Below are 15808 nucleotides of genomic sequence, written 5' to 3' on the forward strand. Positions count from 1 at the left end.
CGTCAGCGCGAGAGCAGCTGGCGCTTCGAGCTGATCACGCCGGTGTCGAAGCCGGCGAGGTGAAGGCCGCCGTGGAAGCGGGCGTGCTCGATCTTGACGCAGCGATCCATCACGACCGCGAGCCCCGCGGCCTCGGCGATCGCCGCGGCCTCCTCGTTCCACGACCCGAGCTGCAGCCACAGCGTCTTGGCGCCGACGTCGACCGCCTCCTGTGCGACGCCCGGGAGGTCCTCGTGGCGGCGGAACACATCCACGAGGTCCGGCACCACCGGCAGGTCGGCAAGCGACGCGTACGCCGGACGCCCCAGGATCGTCGTTGCCCGCGGGTTGACGAAGTACACGTCGTACGGCGAGCTCGACAGCAGGTAGGTCGCGACGAAGAAGCTCGCGCGCGCGGGGTTGTCGGACGCCCCGACGATCGCGATCGACTTCGTGCGGCGCAGGATGTCGTAGCGCTCCTGCGCGCCCGGTCCGACCCACGTGCGCCCGGCGACCGGCTCCTTCGCCCAGGGCAGCTCGCAGGCCACCAGTCCGGCGTTGCTCATCGCGTGACTCCCGTCGCCTGCGTGAGGGCCTGATCCAGGTCCCAGATGATGTCCTCGGCGTCCTCGAGCCCGACCGAGATGCGGATCAGGTCGGCCGGGACCCCGGCCGCGACGAGCTGCTCGGGTGTGAGCTGCTGGTGCGTCGTGGATGCCGGATGGATCACCAGGGTACGCGCGTCGCCGATGTTCGCGAGGTGCGACGCGAGCCGCACGGAGTCGATGAAGGTCTCCCCCGCAGCGCGGGCGGCGGCCGCGCGCGCATCGTCGGCGTGCTCGCCCGCGGGGTTCACCCCGAAGGCGAACACCGAGCCGGGCCCGAGCGGGAAGTACTTCTCGGCGCGCTCGCGGTGCGGGTGACCCTCGAGCCCTGCCCACGTCACGAAGGACACCCGCGGATCGGTCGACAGCCACTCCGCGACCACCCGGGCGTTCGCGACGTGCGCGTCGATCCGCTGCGGCAGCGTCTCCACTCCCTGCAGCAGGTTGAACGCGGCCTGCGGGCTCAGCGCGGGGCCGATGTCGCGCAGCTGTTCGCTGCGGAGCTTCGTGAGGAACCCGTACTCGCCGAAGTTGTCCCACCACTTGATGCCGCCGTAGGAGGGCACGGGCTCGGTCATCGTGGGGAACTTCCCGTTGCCCCAGTCGAACCTGCCGGCCTCGATCACGATGCCGCCCAGGGTCGTGCCGTGGCCGCCGAGGAACTTCGTCACCGAGTGGATGACGATGTCGGCGCCGTGCTCGAGGGGCCGGGTGAGGTACGGGGTCGCGAGCGTGGAGTCGACCACGAGCGGCACGCCCGCGGCGTGCGCGACCTCCGCGAGGCCGGCGATGTCGGCGACCTCGCCGCCCGGGTTGCCGATCACCTCGGTGTAGACGACCTTCGTGTTCGGCCGGATCGCGGCGGCGAAGTCGGCCGGGTCGCTCGAGGCCACGAACGTGGTGTCGACGCCGAACCGGCGCAGCGTGACGTCCAGCTGCGTGACGGTGCCGCCGTAGAGCTGCGCCGAGGCGACAACGTGATCGCCGGCGCCGACGAGCGCGGCGAACGTGATGAACTCGGCACTCATGCCGCTCGCGGTGGCGACGGCGCCGATGCCGCCCTCGAGCGAGGCGAGGCGCTCCTCGAGGGCCGCCACCGTCGGGTTGCCGATGCGCGAGTAGATGTTCCCGTACTTCTGCAGCGCGAACAGGTTCGCGGCGTCCTTCGCGTCGTCGAACACGAACGACGTCGTCTGGTAGATCGGCACGGCGCGGGCGCCGGTGGCGGCGTCGGGCGAGCCGCCGGCGTGAAGCGCGCGGGTGCGGAACCCGAAACGGTGCTCCTCGGATCTCGACTCGGTCATGCGGTCTCCTTCTGGTTCTGAGCGGCAGCCACCGCGGCGCGCACGCCCTCGACGGCCCACGGGTTCTGCAGCGACGTGGTGTCTCCGAGCGGGTCGCCCTGCCACAGCTGCGCGAGCAGGCGGCGCAGGATCTTGCCCGAGCGCGTCTTCGGCAGCTCGGGGACGAACACGACGTGCTTCGGCTTCGCGACGGGGCCGATGTCGCGGGCGACCTGGGCGCGCAGCGCGTCCACGTCGACCGGCTCGCGGACGGCGACGAACGCCGCGACCGCCTGTCCGGTGAGCGGATCCGCGACGCCCGCGACGCCCGCCTCGCCGACGGCCGGATGCGCGACGAGCGCCGACTCGATCTCGATGGTGGAGAGCCGATGGCCCGACACGTTCACGACGTCGTCGAGGCGGCCGAGGATCCAGATGTAGCCGTCCTCGTCCACCGTCGCGCCGTCACCCGCGACGTAGTAGCCGCCGTGCGGGCCCTTGCCCGCGTAGGGGGCCCAGTACGAGTCGCGGTAGCGCTCCGGGTTCCCCCACACGGTGCGGGCCATTCCCGGCCACGGGCGCCGCACGACGAGCGTGCCGGATCGCCCCGGTGAGACGGGCTCGCCGCTCTCGTCGACGACCGCCGCGTCGATCCCGGGAAGCGGAACCGTCGCCGATCCGGGCTTCAGCGTGGTCGCGCCCGGCAGGGGCGCGATCATCGCGGCCCCGGTCTCCGACTGCCACCACGTGTCGACGACGGGAAGCTCGTCGCGGCCGTGGTTGCGGCGGAACCACACCCACGCCTCGGGGTTGATCGCCTCGCCGACGGTGCCGAGCAGGCGCAGGGTCGACAGGTCGTGGCCCTCGGGGATCCGCTCGCCCCACCAGGTCATGAAGGTCCGGATCAGCGTGGGCGCCGTGTAGTACACCGTCACGCCGTAGCGCTCGATGATCTCGAGGTGCCGCTCCTGCGTGGGGGTGTCGGGCGTTCCCTCGTAGATCACCTGGGTCAGGCCGTTCGACAGCGGGCCGTACAGCTCGTAGGTGTGCGCGGTGACCCAGGCGAGATCCGCTGTGCACCAGTGGACGTCATCCGGCTTCGCGTCGAAGTGCGCCCAGTGCGCCCAGCTCGCGTGCGTCAGGTAGCCGCCCGACGTGTGCACAAGGCCCTTCGGCTTCCCGGTCGTGCCGGAGGTGTAGATGATGAACAGCGGATGCTCGGCGTCGAACGCGACGGGCTCGTGCGTCTCGGGGGCGGTGTCGACCACGTCGTGCCACCACACGTCCCGCGCGTCCGTCCACGGCACGTCCTGGCCCGTGCGGCGCACGACGAGCACGTGCTCGAGGTGCGGCACGTCGGCGGCGGCTCTGTCGGCGGCCGATTTGACCTCCACGGCGCTGCCGCGGCGCCACTGTCCGTCGCTCGTGACGAGCAGCTTCGCGCCGGTGTCCTCGATCCGGAATCGCACCGCCTCGACCGAGAAGCCGCCGAACACCAGGGAGTGCACGGCACCGATCCGCGCACACGCGAGCGCGATGACGACCGTCTCGATCAGGACGGGAAGGTAGACGACCACGCGGTCGCCCGGCTCGATGCCGAGCGACAGCAGGCCGTTCGCCGCCTGCGAGACGCGGCGCTGCAGGTCAGCGTAGGTCACGGCGACGCGGTCGCCGGGCTCGCCCTCGAAGTGAAGCGCGACCTTGTCGCCGCGGCCCGCCTCGACGTGGCGGTCGACGCAGTTGTAGGCGACGTTCAGGCGGCCGCCGACGAACCAATGCGCGGCGGGGACGCTCAGCTCCCCGTCCGCGCCGGGCTCCGGCGGCTGCCACTCGTGCGCGGTGTGCCAGGGCTCGGCCCAGTCGAGGCGCCGGGCGGCTTCCTCCCAGAACGCGACCGGATCGGCCGCCGCCCGGTCGTACGCCTCGGCGCCGACGTTCGCCTCGGCAGCGAGGCCTGCCGGCGCCGGGTAGGCGCGGGTCTCGGTGAGGCGGGCCTCGTCGATCACTGTCTCGCTCACAGCCACCTCCGCAGCACGGCGCGCTCGAACAGCACGAGCAGCGCATTTGTCAGGGTGCCCAGCAACGCGAGCAGCACGATCGCGAGCAGGATGCGGTCGACGCGTCCCGTCGTTCCCGAGTCGGACAGCAGCCAGCCGAGGCCCATCGAGGCGCCGAGCAGCTCGGCCGCGACGAGGAAGAGCCACGCCTGCGCCATCGCCAGCCGGAGTCCCGACACGAGCGAGGGGACCACGGCGGGAAGCTGGATCGTGCGCAGCAGCGACCAGCCGCGCAGGCCGAACGAGCGGCCGGCCTCGACGAGGTGCGGGTCGACGCGGCGCAGCGCCGCGGCGACGGTCGTGTAGACGGGGAAGAACGCGCCGATCGCGATGAGCGTGATCTTCGACTCCTCGCCGATGCGCAGCCACAGGATCAGCAGCGGCACCCACGCGAGGGACGGCACGGCGCGCAGCGCGACGAGGGTCGGGCTGAGCAGGATGTCGCCGAGTCGCGACAGCCCCACGACCGAGGCGGCGGCCAGGCCGACGAGCGCCCCGGCGAGGAAGCCGATCACCACGCGCTGCGTCGAGATGGCGATGTGCAGGCCGAGCTCGCCGTTCTCGAGCAGCTGGCCGGCTGCCTGCACCACGGCGAACGGCCCGGGAAGGCGGTAGGCGGGCACCAGGCCACCGGCCGTGACCAGGTGCCAGACCAGGATGACCACGACGGGCAGCAGCAGGCCGCCGAGGATGCGGGTCGATCGCCGCGTCCAGAACGGGCGGGCTGCCGCGTCCGCGCGCGCCACGGCGGCGGGGGCGTCGCCGCCCACCGCCGCCGCGTTCGGCTGGGACGTCACTGGCCCGTTGCCTGCTTCGCGAAGCTGTCCTCGACGATCGAGTCGAGGGCGTCCGCGACGGCCTGCTCGCCGCCGGCGACGTCGCCGGAGTCGACGATCACCGGCGCGATCTTCTCGAGGACCGCGAGCTGGTCCTCACCGGGCACACCCGAGACATCCAGGTTCGAGCGCTCCTGGATGACGGTGGCGGCCACCTCCGGCGCGATGCCGGCGGCCTCCGCGAGCAGCGCCGCGGTCTCCTCCGGGTGCTCCAGGGCCCAGGCGCGAGCCTCCTCGTACGCGTCGACGACGACCTGCGCCACGTCGCCGTGGTTGTCGATGAAGTCCTCGGTCGCGTTCAGGAACCCGTACGTGTTGAAGTCGACGTTCCGGTAGATGAGCTTCGCGCCCGACTCGACCTCGGCGGCCGCCATGATCGGGTCGAGGCCCGCCCACGCGTCGACCGAGCCGCCCTCGAGGGCCGCGCGGCCGTCGGCGTGCTGCAGGTTCTGCACCTCGACGTCGTCGACCGACAGGCCGGCCTCCTCGAGCGCCTGCAGCAGGAAGAAGTACGGGTCGGTGCCCTTCGTCGCGGCGATCGAGGCTCCCTCGAGCTGCTCGACCGAGGTGATGTCGCTGTCCGCGCCGACGACGATCGCCGACCACTCGGGCTGCGAGTAGATGTCGATGACCTTGATGGGCGAGCCGTTGGCGCGGGCGAACAGCGCGGCCGAGCCGGCCGTCGAGGCGACGTCCGCCGATCCGGAGCGCAGCAACTCGTTCGCCTTGTTCGATCCGGCCGACTGCACCCACTCGACGGTGACGTCGTCGCCGAGCGCCTCCTCGATGAGGCCCTGGTCCTTCACGACAAGGCTGAGCGGGTTGTAGGTCGCCCAGTCGACGGTGACCGTGTCGGTCGACCACTCGCCGGGGGCCTCGGCACCGGAGGCGTCCGCGGGAGCCGCGGCGTTCTCACCGGCGACGCATCCCGTGGCGAGCATCGCCATGGCGCCCGTGAGGAGGATCGCGGGGGCTGTGCGGCGGATGACGGTGCTCATCGGTTCTCCTTGGATGCGAGCTGGTGGTGATGGGTGGGCACGCCGAGGCCCTCGAGGAGGGTGGCGCGCAGGTCCGCGAGCGTGCGGTCCGCACGGTCGCGAGGTCGTGTTCCGGGGACGGTGACGACCCGGGCGATGGATCCGGCGGACGCGGCCGGAGCCGGAGGCGCCAGGTGCCGCTCGACGGCGGCGGGCAGCGCCGCACCGGATGCGCCGATGCCGGCGCCCGAGCCGAGGGCGAGCACGCGCGCACGGACCTCGGCCGCCGGGGCATCGACCGCGGGGGCGTGCAGCGAGCGGAGCAGCAGCACCCGGTCGCCGAGGTACAGCGCCTCCTCGACGTCGTGGGTGACGAGCACGATGGTCGTCGGCTGCGCCGCGTGGATGTCGAGCAGCAGGTCCTGCATGCGCAGGCGGGTGAGCGCGTCGAGCGCGCCGAACGGCTCGTCAAGCAGCAGCACGTCGGGGTTGCGGGCGAGCGCGCGGGCGAGCGAGGCCCGCTGCGCCATCCCGCCGGAGACCTCGCGGGGGCGCTGGTCGGCCGCGTGGTCGAGGCCCACGAGGTGCAGAAGCTCGCGCACGCGCTCGCGTCCGGCGCGCCGACCGGCGCCGCTGCGCTGGGTCTCGCGCGGCAGGCCGAGCTCGACGTTCTGGGCGAGCGTGCGCCAGGGAAGCAGGCGCGGCTCCTGGAAGGCGACGGCGGTCCGCTCGTCGGTGTCGCTGATCGACGTCCCGTCGACCGCGATGGAGCCGGTGCTCGGGGCGTCGAGGCCCGCGATGAGGCGCAGCAGCGTCGACTTGCCGCAGCCCGAGGGGCCGATGACCGACAGGATCTCGCCGGGCGCGATCCGGATGTCGACGCCCTGCAGCACCTCGCGGGTGCCCGTCGGCGACGCGAACGCGCGGCCGACCTCCGTGAGACTCACGGCGCCGGCCCCGGCACGCGTCGACGCGGCGGTCTCTTGCACGGCGACGGCGGAGGGCATGAGCACAATGCTTGCGTTTCGTGTCTCGGCTCACGAATCCGGGTGCAATATTGCGACACAGTCCGCCCATCCGGGCAGATCGGCGGTAGATGGGGTTCCGGCGGGTGTCACCCGCAGGCGCTCGATCGGCAGCTCATCGCCGAGCAGCGCCTCACGCGGCCCGCGGTGGTGGATCCCACATCCAGCGCAGCGGGGATCGGGATCGCAGCTCGACCGGTGGCCCGCCGGGCGGGCGGAGCACAAACGGTCCGAGCGCATCGCGGGTGATGCGATGCCCGCGGTGATGGAGGTTCATGTGATGGAACCGGCACAGCAGCACCCCGCGGCCCACGTCGGTGCGACCCTTGTGCGCGGACCATTCGTCGATGTGGTGCGCCTCGCAGTAGGAGGCCGGCATCCCGCACCCCGGCCAGGTGCATCCGCCGTCGCGCACCGCCAGGGCGATGCGCTGCTTCGGCGTGAACAGCCGCTGCTCCCTGCCCACATCCAGCGGGTTCCCGCACGAGTCGACCGTGACCTCCCTCACCCCGGTGTCGCAGATCTGCTGCTCGACCGCCGGCGCGGGCAGCGGATGCCCGCCGTCCTCGGTGTGCCCGACCGGAGCGCCCTCCACGACGACGACCCGCACGCCGGGCTGCCGGGTGCCGAACACCTTCTCGGCGTCGGCGACAGCTCCGGCGCGCAGCACACCCAGGATCACGTCGTAGGCGAGCTGCTCGTTGGAGCGCGGATCCTCCACCAGCGCCTTTGCCCGCTCCCGTTCTGCGGAGTCGACGAACCGCGGACCTCCCCGCCGCGGACGCATCGCCGCGGCGATCACCGACCGCAGCAGGGCGGCGCCGTCATCGTCGAACGCGAAGGAGGCCCGCTGAACGCCGTCGACATCGGTCCACATCCGGAACGACCGGCGGTCGAACCGCGCCAGGAACCGCTCCTCCGCGCCCTCCGGGTCGAGCTCATCCCGCACGCTCTGCGCCGCGAGGCGCAGGTCCTCGACAGTGCGGTGCGGCACCTCGAGCAGCAGCTGCTCGCACGCGAGGCGCCAGACGTCCACCGCTCCCTCGGGCGGAGCCCCGAGCCCGCGGAGGATCGCGTCCATCTGCGCGGCGGTGCACGCTCCCTCCCGCAGCGCGCGATCCAGGCACTCGTGCCACGTCTCCACCGGCCCGGCGGCGTCGTCCGGCGAAGCATCGGCAACGCCCTCCAGCAGGGCCTGCCCAATCCGCACCTGCCGGGCCGCGTCCGCCTTCGACCCGCCCGACAGCTCCTGCACCATCTCGACCGCGTTGCGGTGCCCGCGCGATTGCGCCAGCCCGCCGTGCCCGTCCGCCGGCCGCGACCGCGACGCGGCGACGCCCGCCGCGACGGCCTGGATCCCCTGACCGAAGCGCACGAGCTCCGCCCCGGCCCGCATCAGCGCGATCACAGCGTCGTCCGGAAGCGCCCTCACCGCGGCGGCGTCGGGAACCGTCGTCGACGTCACAGCGTCGACGCGGCCCTGCAGCTCGGTGAGGAAGTCCATGCCGCCATTCAAACGGCGACCACCGACATTCTCCCCGGTCAGCGCGTAGAACCGCTCATCCGCGGATAACCCCGCCCGACCCGATCCTGTGGACGAGAGGCCCGGGCTGCAGCCGCCCGCAGAACGAGAAACGGGGCCGGATCCCGAAGGATCCGACCCCGTGTCAGTCAGTCAGCTGAGGATCAGCGACCGGCCAGCTTCTCGCGCAGAGCGGCGAGGGCCTCGTCGTCGGCAAGGGTGCCGGCGCCGGCCGACTCCGAGCTGAACGACTGGCCGGCGGCGAACTCGTCGCCCGCCTCTGCCTCGGCCTCGAGGGCCTTGGCGACCTGCGTCTTGTGCTGCTCCCAGCGAGCCTGAGCAGCGGCGTACTCCTGCTCCCACTTCTCGCGGGCCTCGTCGAAGCCCTCGAGCCACTGGTTGGTCTCGGGGTCGAAGCCCTCGGGGTACTTGTACTCGCCGTTCTCGTCGTACTCGGTGACCATGCCGTACAGCGCCGGGTCGAACTCGGTGCCGTTGGGGTCGACCATCTCGTTCGCCTGCTTGAGCGAGAGCGAGATGCGGCGACGGTCGAGGTCGATGTCGATGACGCGGACGAAGACCTCTTCGCCGACCGACACGACCTGCTCGGCGAGCTCGACGTGCTTGGCCGACAGCTCCGAGATGTGCACGAGGCCCTCGATGCCGTCCGCGACGCGGACGAACGCACCGAACGGAACGAGCTTGGTGACCTTGCCCGGCGTGATCTGACCGATCGCGTGGGTGCGGGCGAAGACCTGCCACGGGTCCTCCTGCGTCGCCTTGAGCGACAGCGAGACGCGCTCGCGGTCGAGGTCGACCTCGAGGATCTCGACGGTGACCTCCTGGCCCACCTCGACGACCTCGGAGGCGTGCTCGATGTGCTTCCACGAGAGCTCGGAGACGTGCACGAGGCCGTCAACGCCGCCCAGGTCGACGAACGCACCGAAGTTGACGATCGACGAGACGACGCCCTTGCGGACCTGACCCTTGTGCAGGTTGTTCAGGAACTGCGTGCGCGTGGCCGACTGCGTCTCCTCGAGGAGGGCGCGGCGCGACAGCACGACGTTGTTGCGGTTCTTGTCGAGCTCGAGGATCTTGGCCTCGATCTCCTGGCCGAGGTACGGCGTGAGGTCGCGGACGCGGCGCAGCTCGATGAGCGAGGCCGGCAGGAAGCCGCGGAGGCCGATGTCGACGATGAGGCCACCCTTGACGACCTCGATGACGGTGCCGGTGACGACCCCGTCGTTCTCCTTGATCTTCTCCACGTCGCCCCAGGCGCGCTCGTACTGCGCGCGCTTCTTCGACAGGATCAGACGGCCTTCCTTGTCCTCCTTCTGGAGAACGAGGGCCTCGACGACGTCGCCGACGCTGACGACCTCGTTGGGGTCGACGTCGTGCTTGATGGAGAGCTCGCGCGAGGGGATGACGCCCTCGGTCTTGAAGCTCACGTCCAGCAGCACCTCGTCGCGGTCGATCTTGACGATCGTGCCCTCGATGATGTCGCCGTCGTTGAAGGACTTGAGGGTCTTCTCGACCGCGGCCAGGAAGTCCTCAGCAGAGCCGATGTCGTTGATCGCGACCTGCTTGGTGGCCGGGGCGGTCGTTGCGTTAGTCATGTAGTGGGTTGTCCTTGTTGGAGGTTTTCTCGGGCCTTGGCTCGGTCTCACACCCCCGGATGTCCGGACGCGCGGGACCACGGTCGAGCCGCGGCAGTTGGATTGTGTTCGTACGTCTCGCGTGGGTCCGTCCCGGGACAGCCCGGACGACGCGCACACGCGTGACAGTCCAGGGTACCAGAATCGGGGGTCCGGATGCCGAACGCATCGGCCTCTCGTCCACAGTCCCGCCGTCTGCGACTCTATCCCCGACAGCCGCCGGATCGCCCCACGCGCGAGCCTGCCCGTGCCTACCGTGGCGACATGTTCTCCTCACAGAGCTCACGCTTCTCCACCGTCGACGTCATCCCGGTCCACAGTCCGGATGACGCCTGGACATTCCGGATGCTGAGCCACGCCCCGATCCACACCGTTGCGCGGGCGATGCAGATGGTCACCGGTGGCGAAGACGAGTGGCTCGCGCTCAGTGAGTCCTGGACACCGCTCGCCGATCTGCGACGCGTCGGGTGGGGCTGGGAAGACGCGGGGCTTCACGTCGCCGAGCCCGCCGAAGGGCGATACCGGATCGTCGTGAGCGGCTCGGAGCCAGCCCACGTCGGCGACTCCGCCGTGCGCCTGCTGCGGTGCGGCCAGCCGTCCCGCCGTCCGGACGTCGCGTGGTGGGACGAGCCCACGCCCGTCGACCCGGCGCTGCTGCAGCACGACTTCGACATCGAGTTCGGGTTCGTGCCCCGCCTCGCCGATCCGTGGCACTCGGGCGCGGCACCCCTGGACTCGTCGCTCGCCGGCCTTTTCGCCCGCCTGCTCCCACCCGACCGCGTGGCGATGGAGTCGCATCTTCAGGAGCGCGGACTGCTGCGCCCCGAGCCCCTGCGACCAGCGGAGCTCAGCGCTCTCACCGCGGCTTTCGCGACCGCCCTGGACGCAGTCGGCGAGGGCCTGGCACAGGGCCCGGATGGGCGCCTGCCGGCCGGCTTCACCGAGGAACTCGCACACACGCTGGCCTGGGACCGAGCACCCGCTGCCGGATTGACGGACGCCGCGTGGCGCCTCCGACTGCTCCGCAGGCTGCAAGGACAGGTGCTCAGGACGAGAAGGGGTCGGTTCGCGGACAAGCGCAGCCGGCTGGACATCAGCACGGCCGTGGTCGAATTCAGCCAGCGCGACCGCTGGTACGCGTCGCCGATCCCGCCGGCGGCGACGCTCGCCCTGGTCGCCGTCGCGGACGGCGTGGGGACACACCTCGCGGAGGTCACCTCGCTGCTCTCGGCGCCGATCGCGGCGCTCGACCGAGACTGCGACGCGGCGACGGAGGTGCTCGATCGGCTCGCGCTCCTGAGCGCTCCCGGCGCGTTCGGCGTGATCACGCCCGAGATCCGCCGCCTCGCGAATCACGTCGTCCTCCGCTCCCAGCGCACGTACTTGTACTGAGCGGGAGTCGGCGATGTTCTACAATGAAGCACATGGAGCACATCGGCATCCGAGAGCTCAAGCAGAACGCGTCGGCCGTCGTCGCGCGCGTGGCAGCGGGTGAGACCGTGGTCGTCACCGACCGCCGAAGGCCGGTCGCGCAGCTCTCGCCACTGCCGCAGTCCCCGCTGGATCAGATGAGAGCCGCCGGCTCGGTCCGCCCCGCGCGTCGTCCCTTCGCCGCCCTCTCCCTGCCCGGTGGCGACGTCGACCCCGACAGCACCGCGACGGCAGCGCTGATGGCGATGCGCGACGAAGAGCGGTACTGACGGGATGGTGCACTACCTCGACACGTCCGCCTTGGTGAAGCTCGCGCGCCGCGAGGCGGAGAGCGATGCCCTGCTCGCATGGGGCAGATCGCAGGATGATCGCACCCTCATCAGCTCGGACCTCGCCCGCACCGAGCTGATGCGCTCGCTGCGCCGCGCGGATCCCGACGCGACCCCGCAGGCACGCCTCGTGCTGGACAGCCTCGCGCTGATCGCGCTCACTCCGCAGATCCTGGACGCCGCCGGCCGCCTCGATCCGGTGTCACTGCGCAGCCTCGACGCGATCCACCTCGCGGCCGCGCTCGCGGTCGGGGATGAACTCGATGGGATCGTGACCTACGACGCCCGGCTCGCGGATGCCGCCCGCTCGGTCGGCGTCGCCGTCATCGCGCCGGCGTGACCTCGTCGGGTCCGGATGCCGGTCATCCCCCGCTTAGGACGCTCAAGGCCACCACCGCCGCGGCGGCCGACCAGGCCTGCGGGCGGCAGGCCGCCGGGTACGGCGCCGGAGCGAGGGTCTCCGACAGCGGATCCCCGCTGTGGAGCTCGGGGATGCGGTAGTCGAACGCGGCCGCCGCGGCCAGCATTCCCTCCGTGACGGTGCGCGCCTCGTCGTGCAGCCCGGCGCGCAGCATGCCGTGGGCGGCGATCGCGGTGTCGTGGGTCCAGACGCTCCCGCCGTGGTACGACAGCGGCCAGTATCCGGATGCCCCGGTCGACATCGTGCGGATCCCGAAGCCGGAGGCCATCGTGTCGCCCAGCAGCAGGGAAGCGACGTGGCGCTCGTCCTCCGGGTCCAGGATGCCGGTGCCCAGCAGGTGCCCGATGTTGCTGGTGAGCGTGTCGACCGGGCGCTTGTCGCGATCCAGGGCGACGGCCGGGTACCTCCCCTCCGGCGTCTCGATCCAGTAGGCACGGGCGAAGCGCGCGCGCAGCGCCGCCGCCCAGTCGCGCAGGTGCGCGGTCGGCTCGGCCCCGTCGGAGAAGTGATCGAGGATGTCTGCGCCCGCGAGCGCCGCCTCGTACGCGTACCCCTGCACCTCGCACAGCGCGATCGGGCCCCGAGCGAGGGCGCCCTCCCGCTGCTGGATCGAGTCGCCGGAGTCCTTCCACCCCTGGTTCGCCAGGCCCCGGCCCGAACGGTCGAGGTAGTCGATGAAGCCGTCGCCGTCGCTGTCTCCGTGCTCGGTCAGCCACGAGAGCGCGCGACGCAGGGTCGGCAGGAGCGCTCGCACCTCGTCCTCCGGCATCCCGGCGCGCCACGCATCCGCGAGCAGGCAGATCCACAGCGGGGTCGCGTCGACGCTGCCGTAGTAGCGCGGTGGCAGCACGACCTGCTCCCCCGGGATCTCCAGGCTCGTCGCCCGCAGCTCGTGCAGGATCTTGCCTGGCTCCTGCGCCGACGCCGGATGATCCTCGGTGCCCTGCAGTCGGGCGAGCACCCGCAGCGTCGACGCCGCGACGCCGACGTCGATCGGCAGCAGCAGCCGCGCGGTCCAGATCGAGTCCCGGCCGAACAGCGTGAAGAACCACGGAGCGCCGGCGGCGTAGAAGTCGTCCTCGGGATGGTCCGGGAGCGCGAGGCGGAGCGCATCGAGGTCGTCGAGCGCGGTCCGCAGCCACCGCGCGAGGCGCGGCTCGGTGCCGAGCCAGGATGCGGCGAGCGCGCTCGCATCCCACGGGGCGGAGCGCTCGGGCGCCCGCACCACGAGGGCGTCGTCCGCGAGGGCAACGCTCCAGGACGCCTCGGCCTCCCCGCCGGCGGATGCGCGGACGCGCCATTCGACGTCGACCACGCCCTCCCCCAGCCGGACCGCGCCGTCGCCCGCGGTCAGGGCGAACCGCTGCGCCCCGGCGCTGACCACGGCCGAGCCCTCTGCGACGCTCATCTCGAACGCCGCGGGAGCGACGTCACCGGCTTTGACCGCGTGCAGCGATGCGAACTCGGGACGCACCCTCACGCGCAGCGTCGCCTCGACGGGCACGTCGCGTCCGTTCCGCAGCACAAGGCGCTCGCGCATCGCGCCCGCCTCCACGACGCGCTCGCGGGTCAGGCGCACACGCGGGTCCGGCATCGCGTCGTCGATCCCGCGCAGCAGACCCGAGAACACCATCCGCGACGCACCCTGACGCGTCGATCCGATCCACTCGATCGGAGACTCGTCGCAGGTGAGCTCCGCCGAGCGGATGTGCCGCACGTCGCCGTGGAAGACGCCGTCGATCGGCGCACCACCCATGGACCCGTCCGACCCCGACCAGACCTGCGTCGGGGCGCGCAGCACGATCTCGCTGTCGTGAAGCAGTGGCTGCCACAGCGCCGCGTCCGACGTCATTCCCTCACTGCTCCTTCACGACGGTCAGGCTGCCGGCGTCGCCGTGAGCGTCCGGATCGACTCGCTGCCCTCTGCCAGCATGCGGTACACCCGCTCATAGCCCGCCGCCATCACCGGCAGGTCGAAGCGCTGCTCGGCATCACGACGGCAGGCAGCGGGGTCGATCTCCGCGGCGCGCCCGACCGCCTGCGCCAGCGCGTCCACGCCGTCGACGACGAAGCCGGTCTCGCCATGGCGCACGATCTCGGGGACGCTTCCTCGCGGCGTCGCCACGACGGGCGTGCCGCACGCGAGCGCCTCGGCCATGACCATCCCGAACGGCTCCTCCCACTGGATCGGGAAGAGCAGGCACGCGGCCATGGCGAACAGCTCGCGCTTGAGGGACCCATCCGCCTCGCCCAGGTACTCGGCATCCCGGCCGAGCAGCGGCCGCACCTCACGCTCGAAGTAGTCCCGCTCCGCCGCCTCGGACAGCTTTCCCGCAAGCAGGATGCGGCGCCCCGCCCGCCGCGCGGCCTCGATCGCGAGGTGCGCGCCCTTGTCGGGGCTGAAGCGTCCGATCCAGAGCACAACGTCGCTCTTGTTCTCACGGAAGGGGAAGCTCGCCACGTCGATGCCGTTGTGCACGGTGCCGACCCAGTTGAGACCCGGCGCCTGGTGGCGCTGCGCGTGGGAGATCGCGACCAGATCGATCGAGGAACCCAGCCGGCGGAAGTAGTCGCCGTTCTCGCCCGCGACGGGCCCGTGCATCGTCGCGACGGTCGGGATGTCCCGGCCGCGAGCGAGCAGCGGCCCGGCCGCCGAGTTGTCGTGCACCACGTCGAGGTCGAGGTCATCGAGCGCCGCGGCGGCCTCCGCGGCGAGCACGAGCTCGGGCATCACGCTCGAGCCGAGCAGATGGGACGGCGGCTGGTCGTACACGCGCACGTGCCGCTGGGCGCGGGTGCGCGGCTCCCCCGACGCGACGAGCGTGACCTCATGCCCTCGGTCGACGAGCTGATCCACAAGGCTCGCCACGACGGCCTCCGTCCCGCCGTACCCTCGCGGCGGCAGCTCGAACCAGGGTGGTGCGACCATCCCGATCCGCAGCGGGCGTCCCGAGTTCCCCTCGTGGATGGATCCCTCTCGTTCGACGATCAGCGACATGCGCGGTCCTCCTCCTCATCAGCGCGTCGCGGGCGGGTGAAGGCTCTCGGATCGAGCCGAATCATTGCCAGATTACGAAGAGCAAACCTCCTTGTGCAAATGGAGGTTTGTTCGCGCTTGGAGTCGCAGAACCCTCGAACAGTCCCGACGCCCGTCGTAGCATGGAGGGACGGATGGGATCACGGCGATGACGGAACCGACGAACAGGAAGCAGGCCGAAGGCGGGCCGCTGCAGGACGACGACGCGCCGTTCTACACGATCGGCCAGGTGTCGGCGCTGCTGGGGATTCCGCCGGCCGCGCTGCGCCGCCTCGACGACCAGGACATCGTGTCGCCCGAGCGCTCGGACGGCGGTCAGCGCCGCTACTCGCGGCTCGAGGTGGAGCAGCTTCGAGAGGTGCTCGACCTCACGGACGAGGGCGTCACCCTCGCCGGGGTGCGCAAGGTGCTCGCCCTGCGCCGACGCGTCGAATCGCTCGAGGACGAGCTCGCCGGGCTCCGCGGCCGCGACGAGCAGCAGACGTCCTCGGCCTGACGCGGTCGGGCACCCCTTCCCCCGCGCGGGAGGCCGCTGCCGCGCTAGGGTTCTCGCAGGATCACCTTGGGGGAGGCGATCGCTCGGACTCTCCCGGGACATCCGCCACGTCCAGCATCGCTCCGAGGAGTCCTCATGTCCCTCCCTCCCAACGA

The 15808-nt window shown here is 71.7% G+C and carries 14 protein-coding genes; 4 read left to right on the forward strand and 10 right to left on the reverse strand.

Annotation, left to right across the window (positions count from 1 at the left end; translation table 11 throughout):
* Positions 1-2 precede the first annotated feature (2 nt).
* From IR155_RS04635 to rpsA, 8 genes are all read right to left on the reverse strand, one after another.
* Positions 3-545, reverse strand: coding sequence for a CoA-binding protein (locus tag IR155_RS04635; protein ID WP_135113633.1), 543 nt, complete (start codon positions 543-545; stop codon positions 3-5).
* The gene (locus IR155_RS04640) at positions 542-1888 is read right to left on the reverse strand and encodes an O-acetylhomoserine aminocarboxypropyltransferase/cysteine synthase family protein (protein ID WP_135113634.1); all 1347 of its coding nucleotides are present in this window, start codon (positions 1886-1888) and stop codon (positions 542-544) included. Before IR155_RS04640 ends, IR155_RS04635 begins: the two co-directional genes overlap by 4 nt.
* A complete protein-coding gene (gene acs / locus IR155_RS04645; RefSeq protein WP_409366544.1) occupies positions 1885-3885 on the reverse strand; it encodes an acetate--CoA ligase in 2001 nt (666 codons plus the stop codon). The genes IR155_RS04640 and acs overlap by 4 nt, the downstream gene beginning before the upstream one ends.
* Positions 3882-4721 carry an ABC transporter permease gene (locus IR155_RS04650; RefSeq protein WP_194210296.1) on the reverse strand — a complete coding sequence of 280 codons (840 nt, stop codon included), beginning with the start codon at positions 4719-4721 and terminating at the stop codon, positions 3882-3884. The genes acs and IR155_RS04650 overlap by 4 nt, the downstream gene beginning before the upstream one ends.
* Positions 4718-5758 carry an aliphatic sulfonate ABC transporter substrate-binding protein gene (locus IR155_RS04655; protein WP_135113635.1) on the reverse strand — a complete coding sequence of 347 codons (1041 nt, stop codon included), beginning with the start codon at positions 5756-5758 and terminating at the stop codon, positions 4718-4720. Before IR155_RS04655 ends, IR155_RS04650 begins: the two co-directional genes overlap by 4 nt.
* A complete protein-coding gene (locus IR155_RS04660; RefSeq protein ID WP_135113636.1) occupies positions 5755-6744 on the reverse strand; it encodes an ABC transporter ATP-binding protein in 990 nt (329 codons plus the stop codon). The genes IR155_RS04655 and IR155_RS04660 overlap by 4 nt, the downstream gene beginning before the upstream one ends.
* A gap of 151 nt (positions 6745-6895) precedes the next feature.
* Entirely contained in the window at positions 6896-8266 is a 1371-nt protein-coding gene (locus IR155_RS04665; RefSeq protein ID WP_135113637.1) for an HNH endonuclease signature motif containing protein, read from the reverse strand.
* A gap of 182 nt (positions 8267-8448) precedes the next feature.
* Positions 8449-9900, reverse strand: coding sequence for a 30S ribosomal protein S1 (rpsA, locus tag IR155_RS04670; RefSeq protein ID WP_135113638.1), 1452 nt, complete (start codon positions 9898-9900; stop codon positions 8449-8451).
* Positions 9901-10203: 303 nt separating this feature from the next.
* Between rpsA and IR155_RS04675 the strand changes: the two genes are divergently transcribed.
* Genes IR155_RS04675 through IR155_RS04685 form a run of 3 tightly spaced genes read left to right on the forward strand, consistent with a single transcriptional unit; the run spans position 10204 to position 12039 of the window.
* Positions 10204-11331, forward strand: a complete 1128-nt coding sequence (locus IR155_RS04675) for a hypothetical protein (protein WP_135113639.1) — start codon at positions 10204-10206, stop codon at positions 11329-11331.
* Between the two features lie 32 nt (positions 11332-11363).
* The gene (locus tag IR155_RS04680) at positions 11364-11639 is read left to right on the forward strand and encodes a type II toxin-antitoxin system Phd/YefM family antitoxin (protein WP_135113640.1); all 276 of its coding nucleotides are present in this window, start codon (positions 11364-11366) and stop codon (positions 11637-11639) included.
* A 4-nt stretch (positions 11640-11643) separates the two neighbouring features.
* Positions 11644-12039: a type II toxin-antitoxin system VapC family toxin gene (locus tag IR155_RS04685; RefSeq protein ID WP_135113641.1), complete on the forward strand. Its 396-nt coding sequence runs from the start codon at positions 11644-11646 to the stop codon at positions 12037-12039.
* 22 nt (positions 12040-12061) lie between these two features.
* Here the strand turns inward: IR155_RS04685 and IR155_RS04690 are convergent, their stop codons facing one another.
* Positions 12062-13972, reverse strand: coding sequence for a glycogen debranching N-terminal domain-containing protein (locus IR155_RS04690; protein WP_135113642.1), 1911 nt, complete (start codon positions 13970-13972; stop codon positions 12062-12064).
* A 24-nt stretch (positions 13973-13996) separates the two neighbouring features.
* Complete coding sequence (locus IR155_RS04695; RefSeq protein WP_209306734.1) at positions 13997-15118, reverse strand: glycosyltransferase family 4 protein; 1122 nt, start codon at positions 15116-15118, stop codon at positions 13997-13999.
* Positions 15119-15305: 187 nt separating this feature from the next.
* On the opposite strand from IR155_RS04695, the gene IR155_RS04700 reads away from it, so the two are divergent.
* Positions 15306-15653: a MerR family transcriptional regulator gene (locus IR155_RS04700; RefSeq protein WP_135113644.1), complete on the forward strand. Its 348-nt coding sequence runs from the start codon at positions 15306-15308 to the stop codon at positions 15651-15653.
* Positions 15654-15808: the final 155 nt, after the last annotated feature.

The sequence above is a fragment of the Microbacterium paludicola genome (assembly GCF_015235415.1).
GTDB lineage: Bacteria > Actinomycetota > Actinomycetes > Actinomycetales > Microbacteriaceae > Microbacterium > Microbacterium paludicola.